This is a genomic window from Streptomyces sp. NPDC057654 (assembly GCF_042800135.1).
In the GTDB taxonomy this organism is placed as follows: domain Bacteria; phylum Actinomycetota; class Actinomycetes; order Streptomycetales; family Streptomycetaceae; genus Streptomyces.
The window spans coordinates 1-7,858 of sequence record NZ_JBHVHQ010000376.1; the positions used below are offsets into that span (position 1 = coordinate 1).

The window sequence follows — 7,858 nt, forward strand, 5'->3', positions numbered from 1 at the left end:
GCCGCCGGACGGCGGCAGCGCGGGCGGGAAGTTGCCGCCGCCATTGCCCTGGTCGTCATCGGAGCCGCCGGTTGTGAAGTTGTTGAGTCCCACCGGGTTCTCCTTCGGTGCGGGTCGCTCGGTGTGGTGGCCCGCTGGGCAAAGGCGCCACGGTGTCCCGAGCGGGGATCTGGATGGGTGAGAGGGAATGTCGGGGGTCGTCAGAAGAGACACTGCTCTTGACGGTTTTTGAGGAGCGGTATGGTCAGCTGACCTCGTTATCGCCTGGCACAGTGGTGGGCGCAGTTCGTCCGCTTCCTGAGCGGGATGTCGCGCGCAGGCCAGACCGCGGGCCGCGCCTCGGCCGGACGGGTGGCAGGAATGGTGACGAGGACGGTGTCGACGGTCGTCCCGGACTGGGCGAACGCCCGGGCCGGAAGTGCTCGGCGAGACCACCGCACTGTTCCACGAGCTTTCGGAAGGCTGTAGTGCTGCCGGTCTGTTCAGTGACGGTCCACGACATGACCGACACCAGCAGCTCATTCGGCCGGTTGGAGGAACCGTAGGGCGTGGGCCATGCCGGTGCCGCAGGTGAACGGCGGATTCCTCAGCACCCGGTCGTAGCAAGGTTCTGGGAGGGTGGTGAGGAAGTCGGCAACCTGTACCCGTCACGCCACACGGGCATCGGCGAGGACGCCGACGTATCCGGGGTCCCGTTCGATGCGGTCCACTACCTCGCCGTGGGCTGCTGCCGTGGCTATAACGCCGGAGCCAGCAGACGGCTCCAGCGCGGTCATGCCAGGCCTTGGATCGGCCAGAGCATGGCTTTCCGTCTCAGCACGGGTTATCCGGCGCAAAAGCTCCCGATGACCATGCCGGCAGGCCCTTCGGAAGTAAGCTCTTCGACCTTGGCGTTGGACCGGTCGAGGCGGAACCCCGCAAACGGCCTGTCATCGAAGAACGGAATCGACGCCAGCGCGGGGTCTCTGTTGGGGCCACCGCAGACGATACGCAGCGCCTCGTCCTCGTTCTCGGCGCGGATGACGACGGCGTCATATTTTTCATATCCCCAGCCGTCCGTGCGGGTCACCAGCCACAGCTTCATAATCTTCAGTCTCCTTCCGGTTTTCCAGCCACCTCGGCTACGGCTTCCTGACGGGCAGAACCCCTCGGAGCCGCCATCGACGATGATTCGGCGGCCAAGTACGCCATCGCGCGCCTCGGCACATGGCGAGGATATGTTTTCGCGGGAGAACTGCCGCCTCACCGGTGGCAAGCGCGGGGGTGAGCGCTAGGCAACGTCAACGGAGAAGAGGTGCGCACCCTCGGTCTTCGTCCATGCCCCACCGACAGCTTCGAGGTCCTCGTTGACGCGCTGGTACAAGGCGGGAGCCCATGGCGGCCGATGGGCATCAGACGATGACCATCAGTTTTGGTACGGCCGGACAGGGCTGCGAGCACATCTGCGGGGATTCGCATCGGATGTCCTTCGGCGCGGGTTGCTCGGCGCGATGGACGAGAGAGCCAGGGATCACCAAGAGCGATGTCAGTCATGAGAGTTGGTCGCACAACACCGATCGTGGCGGTCCTTGAGGGCAACAGGGTCAGACAATCATGCCGAGGAGCCTCTGCCGGATGCTCGGGTCGATGTGCTGCATCGAGTCGGCGTAGCGTTTGGCCAGGTCCACCATGAGGGACCAGTTCATGGCGGAGCAGGGTGCGTAATACAGGTTCTTCGGGTGGTCCTGACGCGTGGGCGGCGGGGACCAGTCGAAGTCGGTGACCATGAGCGAGAGCCTGCGCTGGCGCACGCGGCTGGTGTTGATGTACCGCCAGATCTGCATGTATTCCGTTCCGCCCGACACCTTGGGGATCCTGCGGAACTCTTTCCAGATCTGAGCTGTCGATTTGTTCTCCGTGCGCAGCATCACCTCCTGGGACAGGATGTGGCTGAACGAGTTGAAGTACAGGTTGATGTTGAGCTTCTTGGCGATCTGGATGAGCATCATGACCGCCTCCTGGTAGTTCGCCTCGGAGATCGAACCAGAGGTGTCGATGTAGATGTGCAGGTCGGGCATGTACTGCGCCGAGGTGATCCGGCCAGGCTTGTTGAAGTCGTCCGGGTCCCGGCGGCTGGCCTTGAGAAAGGTCGTCTTCATCGTGCGGAAGATGTTCTGCGACCTGTTGACCTTGCCCATCCGGCGCAGCACGCGAGTGATGTCCTTGAACAGGTCGAGCTTGCTCGGCGGCTGCTTGCGGAACGCCACCTTGGCGCTGCGGCTGCCAGGCTGGCCCGGTTGCTGCTTGGAACCCATGGCGGCAGCCCGGGCGGCGGCCCGGGGCAGCGACGTGAGTTTGGACAGCGACGTGTTCGAGACGACCTTAACCGGCGAAGCCAGCGACTGGTCAATGAGATTCCACTCCCCCGTGATCTTCGCCGCGGTGGCCCGGGCATGGGCCTCCACGTTGACCAGGACGAGGGAACGCGGGCAGAACAGCTCCCCGACCGTGAACGGTAGGACGCCGGTGTCCAGGGCGGTGTTCTGCTGGCTGGCCTGGGTCCGCTGCTGCTCGACGTAGTTCATGAGCATGTGCACGAGCACGCGGGCGAAGGAGTGCTCATCGTTGGCATCAGCATCGTCCTTGCGCACCAGCAGCGATTCGGTGAGCCCCTTCAGCGACAGGGCCGTGAAGTCGTTGAGCAACTTGGTGGTGGCCGGCGGCAGGGCGCCGGCCATCGCCTGCGTCTGCTGGGACAGCCAGACCTTGAAGTCGCCGAAGGCCGCGGAGGACTGGAACCAGAACCCGAGGGTGTCGGGGTGGAAGGTATAGGCGATCGAGGCGAAGAAGGCGCTCTCGGCGCCGGTCCCCGCCAGCAGAGCCCTTGCGGCCGGGAGGACATCAGCCTGCGCGGTGTAGAGCACCCGAGGGGAGGGCGCGGGCATCTTGTTCTGCTGCCCGGCCTGGACGGCGAAGAGCTCCGCGACCGGCAGCAGCGTGCCCTGGTCGAAGTTGATCAGAGTCTGTCCGAGCAGTTCTTTGACCGTCTGCTCGCCGGCCACGTTCAGTGTGTCACCGAGGCAGCTCAGGAGCAGATTCGGGATGTCTCCCGTCAGATCAGCGCCCTGGGCGCCGGTGATGTTCACCGGGGCGTTGGGATGCAAGGGCTCCAGCAGCGGGTCGATGAGGGTCTGCTGGATCGCGGGCATCGGGTCATAGTCACCGATGCACGAGATGGTGTGCAGGGCGTCGAGTACGGCCGGCTTCTGGTTCGTGACGGTGATCGTCATGGGTCATGGTCTCCTTCTGAGGACAAGGCATCGGCAGAGCGCCGCCGACGGTGGGGAGTTACGGCAAGAACGGCAGCCCGCAGCAGTCCCCACCACCGGTGAGCGAGCCATTCAGAGGAAGGCCGAGAGGAATGCGGCCTGGTTGACGATCGGAGCGTCGATCTCCATGAAGACCTCCAGGTTCTGGCGGTCGATCTGCTGGCTGGCTGCCATCTCGATGAGCGTGCGGGTGTGGTCCCCCTCGATCTGGGTGATGGCGGGAGTCAGTTGCTCGATGAGGCGCTTGTTGTCCTCACTCTCCTTGAGCGCGTACAGCAGTGATCCGGACTTCTCGTTGTTGGTCAGCGTTCCGATGATCGCGGCCATGTCGGTCACGGTCGTTGCGGTTTTCAAGCTCTGGTAGCAGTTCGGCTTCGGGACGTTCACCCGGTTCTGCTGCACGCTGCCGGCGTTGCTCGCCAGGTCCTGGGCGATGGTGGCCACGAGCTGCGTGGTGAACATGGTGTCTCCGACATAGGCCTCGATGGCCTCGTTCAACTGCGAGGTCTCGCGGTCGCCGATCTGGACCGGGGTGGCCAGGTACTGCGCCAGCTGCTGCGGGTCGGTCACGTTGAGCCACTTCGACACGTTGTCGATGGTGCGCGGCGTCGTGAGCTGGTTCATCTCCTCGCCGCCGTCGAACAGATCGGCCATCGTGACGTTGTCGTCGCCGTCGTCGTCCTGGCCGTCGGCGACGATGGCGACGGGCGTCGACTTCTGGAAGATGAGCGCGGGGTACGTCGTGAGCACCGTCTTCACCCAGGGGTTCAGGTTGTCGCCGAGGACGGACATGAGGGTGGCGGCGTCGGGCTCGACGTGAAAGATCGTGAAACGGGACAGGCTTGCTTCGTCGAGCGAGGTGACGGCGCCCTTGTCGTTGCCGGCCACGATGATGCGGACGTTCTTGGGCAGTTCGACGTACCCCATGCGGCGCAGCGTGATCAGGGTCAGCGCGCCGGAGGTGACGTCGGAAGTGGTGCGGTTGATCTCGTCGAGGAAGAGGATCGGCCACTCACGCGGGTTCTTCTCGGCATAGTCGATGCACTCCTGGATCACCTGGTGCGGGTAGAAGACCTGCTTATGGTTCTGCGTACCGTCGTCCTTGGTGTACGGCACCAGGCGGGCACCGGTGAGGTCGGCCTTGTCGGCGAGCTGGTTGCAGGGCAGCGTGAACGCCAGCGTGCCCATCGAGTAGGCCAGGGACTCGACGAAGCTGGACTTGCCGATACCGGGCTCGCCCATGAGAGCGGGCGTCGCGCCGACCTCAAGGGACTGCTTGATGAGGGTCGTCAGGGTGTCGTTGAACTTCATGTCGATGTCTTTTCTGTGCAGGGGCGAGGAAGAGAGGGACAGCGAAGAGATGACAATGGACGGCACTGCTCTCGGCGTCGCCGCGGTCAAAGGGGCCGTAAACGGTTCAGTGGTGCGGGCCGTGCGCCGCGCCGTCAGAGCCGGAGCCGGGCGGAGACCTCCACCACTGAACCGGTGGCGATGGAGCCCCGCTGCACATCGCCACCCGATCGCGCTCCGCGCGATCCAGCACGTTCCCCACCTGTGCTGGCCCTCACCGCAGCCACCGTCACCCTCCTCGCCTGCCGCCGGAGGCAGCAGGCGAATCAGGAGCAGAAACAGCAGCGGAGGCAGGCACAGAGCGTCAGTTGGCCGACGTGGCGCGTGCTTCGCGGTCTGCTACCAGCGCGGCGGCCCTGTCGAGGAGAAAGGCCCGGCCGTTGCGCCGCTCACTGTGCTTGGGACGCGCAGGGATGACGGCGAGCGCCGCCTGGTAGAGCAACCATGCGGTATCGCCCGACGAGTACTCGACCCCGAGGGCGCTGTAGGCCCGCAGTTGCGTCCGCATCCAGGCGTAGAGCGAGGCGAGAACCGAAAACTCCCAGCGGGACATGTCGTGGTTGAAGTCGCCGGGATCCCGGAGTTGTCGGTGGGCACTGGCCAGAGTCTGTTCGACGATGGCCTGCGAGTACGGGATGTCGGGCATGTCCTCGGCGGTGTCGACAGCTGACGCTGAAGCACCGGAGCTCTCGCCGGCATTCACGGCCAGCTGCGCGTAGAGGTCCTCGATGGAGGGGAAGGCCGGCGTGGTAGTCGCTGTGTCGACGTGGGCGACGATGTGATCGGGCACCGGCTGGCGGGTGAAGGTCGACCAGTGGTCCAGGAGCAGCTCGTACCAGCCGTGCTCCTCGCGCAGGACACGCTTGTCGGCGGCCGCGGGGAAATCATGGAAGTTTTCCGGCAGCGGCATGATGAGGTGGAAGCCCCGGCTGGACATCGACAGCTCCGAGTAGAGGGTGCCCTGCAGCCGCAGCAGGTCTGCGGCCACAGCCGGCGGGCAGCTGGGTTCGATGTCGAGGACGAGCAGCCCGTCGGCCTGGGCCTGGAGGTAGAAGGCGGCGTTCGCGGCATCAGGTATCGCCGCGGTGAGCTCGTCGAGAGTGAGCAGGCAGGTCTCGTCCAGGGCGAAAGCTCCGCGCAGCGAGCCGGGGTGTTTGCAGCTGGACGTGCAGCCGGCGAGCAGGTGCCGTACGTCGATCGGGACCTTGTGCTTCGGCGGCTTGGCGGAATCACCGGGGGTCTCTTCCCCGAGTTGTCCGGAGATGGTCCACCGACAGGCACTGGCGAGGGTGCGGATCGCGGGGTTGCCGTAGAACTGCGGGAACCAGGCATGAGGATCGGCTGGGGTCATCGTGGACGCATGCCTTCGATCGGAGAGAGGCAACAGGAGGGGAAGAGAAAGGCAGGCCCCCGTACCGCACGGATGCGAGTACGGGGGCCTCATCGACGGTCAGCGTGGATCAGCCCTGGTAGGTGATCCCCGGCTGCTCAGCCTGACCGGAGCCGTTGGCCACGGGCGAGCCCACGGCCGAACCAGCGTTCTTGAGGAGGTTGTTCTCGGCCTTCAGGTCCGCGAGCTTCTGCTCCAGGATCTCCTGCTGGGTAGGAGCCGGAGCGGGAGCTGCGGCCGGAACAGCAGTCGGAGCAGGAGCGACGGACGCAGCCACGGCGGCGGCCGGGGCCTGAGTCTGGACCGAAGCCGGCGCTGCCGCGGCCACAGATGCGGACGCCGGCTGCGGGACCGGGAAGGACAGGCCGTCCTCCACTTCGGTCGCCACCGGGACGGCGGCGGCAGGAGCACTGGCAGGGATGGCCTGAACGGGGCGCGGCGTGCCGTTGAGCACGATGCCACGCGCAGCCAGTTCAGTCTGGTCGACGCCGGGATTGTAGTAGCGCACCTTATCGTGGACGATCACCTGTTCGATGGCGAGGCCGCGGCTTTTGTACTGCTTCGGCTTGTAGGTGCGCAGCACGAGCGTGACGTCGAGGCCCTGCGCGAGCTCCCGGCCGGACTCGTCCTGGTCGAAGGTGCCGTCGCCCTTCGGGGAAGGGATCAAGATGACCGGCAGGGTACTGCCCTTGGAGTCGATGGAGTAGTTGGGTCCGGTTTCGGGCCGCTTCGAGGAGTCGTAGCGGCGCTCGAGGACGTACTGCTCCTCGACGGTGGGGTTGTTCGGATCGGCGAACTGGACCTCGGCGTGAATGATCGTCGCGGTGGTGTGCGGCTTGCCGACGGCATTCATGCCGTTCCTCGTCTTGCGCTCGTCGCTGGCGACGAGCTCGGCGCCCTCGATGAGGCGGGTGAGCTTGGCGAAACTGAGCTTCCCGCGGATGAAGACATTCTTGCCCTCAGTGAGCTGGTCGGCGGAGACGGCGTAGCTGTTCATGGCGGTGCGGTTCCTTCGTTCGGTCTGACGGTCGATGACTCAGCGGTCTATTGGAGAGCTATTGGCCAGGATTCGGACTGCCATTCACTCCCTTATTCTATCAACGTCTGTTCGTCTATGAGTAGCCTGTTGATACGGACATGAATCGTCGTGTGTACTAATTGCAGAGGGGCTGGGAAAGGCATGATGACTGCGACTCAGAGGCCAGTTGCGACTGTGTCGGAGCCGTCGGCGCAGACGAGGGCAGCTGACGGGCGTTACGCCGGCCCCATGGGCTTCGGTAACGGACCCGTCATCGCCGTCGGCGTCATGGCGGGCGCAGCGGCGCTCCTCGCCGCATGGGGCCTGACGCGGCTCGCGACGTCCGAGGACAGCTTCATCCGGGTGCTGCAGGGCCATCACGCCCCGGTCGAGGCGCCGGTGAGTCCCGGCGAGAAGAACGCCGGAGGCGGCAGCACCCAGCAGCCGAGCGAGGGCCGCACGGGGAAGCAGGACGAGAGCGGGGCGAGTCAGGATCCGGTGCCCGGCCGCGGTGACGAGGACAAGCACAACGGATCGGGCACACCGGCCGGGACGAAGCCCGCGCCGAAAGCAAAGCCGTACATCATCAAGCCAGGCGATACGCTCAGCGCGATCTCGGGTGCGACGGGGGTGCCGATCGGCATCCTGGTCGAGACGAACAGGATCCAGAATCCGGATCTCATCTACGCGGGGGCTTCGCTGCTCATCTCGCCGGTGTGACGATCCGGCGGGGCGGCACTGCCACGCGCCACGCCTGATTCGCTGCCCTGACCGCCTCGCAGCGGTCAGGGC

The 7,858-nt window shown here is 65.4% G+C and carries 7 protein-coding genes; 1 reads left to right on the forward strand and 6 read right to left on the reverse strand.

Going from position 1 to position 7,858, the window contains the following annotated elements; all coding sequences use genetic code 11:
* Nucleotides 1-647: 647 nt before the first annotated feature.
* The 6 genes from ACFU99_RS24935 to ACFU99_RS24960 all read right to left on the reverse strand — a co-directional run bounded on the left by ACFU99_RS24935 (nucleotide 648) and on the right by ACFU99_RS24960 (nucleotide 7,045).
* Nucleotides 648-776: a hypothetical protein gene (locus ACFU99_RS24935; protein ID WP_384395530.1), complete on the reverse strand. Its 129-nt coding sequence runs from the start codon at nucleotides 774-776 to the stop codon at nucleotides 648-650.
* 47 nt (nucleotides 777-823) lie between these two features.
* Entirely contained in the window at nucleotides 824-1,084 is a 261-nt protein-coding gene (locus tag ACFU99_RS24940) for a hypothetical protein (protein ID WP_384395532.1), read from the reverse strand.
* Nucleotides 1,085-1,583: 499 nt separating this feature from the next.
* Nucleotides 1,584-3,269 (reverse strand): hypothetical protein, encoded by a 1,686-nt coding sequence (locus ACFU99_RS24945; protein WP_384395534.1) that lies wholly within the window; start codon nucleotides 3,267-3,269, stop codon nucleotides 1,584-1,586.
* 111 nt (nucleotides 3,270-3,380) lie between these two features.
* Nucleotides 3,381-4,619, reverse strand: coding sequence for an AAA family ATPase (locus ACFU99_RS24950; protein WP_384395536.1), 1,239 nt, complete (start codon nucleotides 4,617-4,619; stop codon nucleotides 3,381-3,383).
* A gap of 343 nt (nucleotides 4,620-4,962) precedes the next feature.
* Nucleotides 4,963-6,009: a hypothetical protein gene (locus ACFU99_RS24955; protein ID WP_384395538.1), complete on the reverse strand. Its 1,047-nt coding sequence runs from the start codon at nucleotides 6,007-6,009 to the stop codon at nucleotides 4,963-4,965.
* Nucleotides 6,010-6,118: 109 nt separating this feature from the next.
* Nucleotides 6,119-7,045, reverse strand: coding sequence for a hypothetical protein (locus ACFU99_RS24960; RefSeq protein ID WP_384395540.1), 927 nt, complete (start codon nucleotides 7,043-7,045; stop codon nucleotides 6,119-6,121).
* Between the two features lie 270 nt (nucleotides 7,046-7,315).
* Between ACFU99_RS24960 and ACFU99_RS24965 the strand changes: the two genes are divergently transcribed.
* On the forward strand, nucleotides 7,316-7,786 hold the full coding sequence (locus tag ACFU99_RS24965; RefSeq protein WP_384395542.1) for a LysM peptidoglycan-binding domain-containing protein: 471 nt from the start codon (nucleotides 7,316-7,318) through the stop codon (nucleotides 7,784-7,786).
* Nucleotides 7,787-7,858: the final 72 nt, after the last annotated feature.

Bases quoted from the DNA above. Each gene is read 5' to 3' on its own strand.
- ACFU99_RS24935 (WP_384395530.1), bottom strand. From the start codon at position 776: ATGACCGCGCTGGAGCCGTCTGCTGGCTCCGGCGTTATAGCCACGGCA.
- ACFU99_RS24940 (WP_384395532.1), bottom strand. From the start codon at position 1,084: ATGAAGCTGTGGCTGGTGACCCGCACGGACGGCTGGGGATATGAAAAA.
- ACFU99_RS24945 (WP_384395534.1), bottom strand. From the start codon at position 3,269: ATGACGATCACCGTCACGAACCAGAAGCCGGCCGTACTCGACGCCCTG.
- ACFU99_RS24950 (WP_384395536.1), bottom strand. From the start codon at position 4,619: ATGAAGTTCAACGACACCCTGACGACCCTCATCAAGCAGTCCCTTGAG.
- ACFU99_RS24955 (WP_384395538.1), bottom strand. From the start codon at position 6,009: ATGACCCCAGCCGATCCTCATGCCTGGTTCCCGCAGTTCTACGGCAAC.
- ACFU99_RS24960 (WP_384395540.1), bottom strand. From the start codon at position 7,045: ATGAACAGCTACGCCGTCTCCGCCGACCAGCTCACTGAGGGCAAGAAT.
- ACFU99_RS24965 (WP_384395542.1), top strand. From the start codon at position 7,316: ATGGGCTTCGGTAACGGACCCGTCATCGCCGTCGGCGTCATGGCGGGC.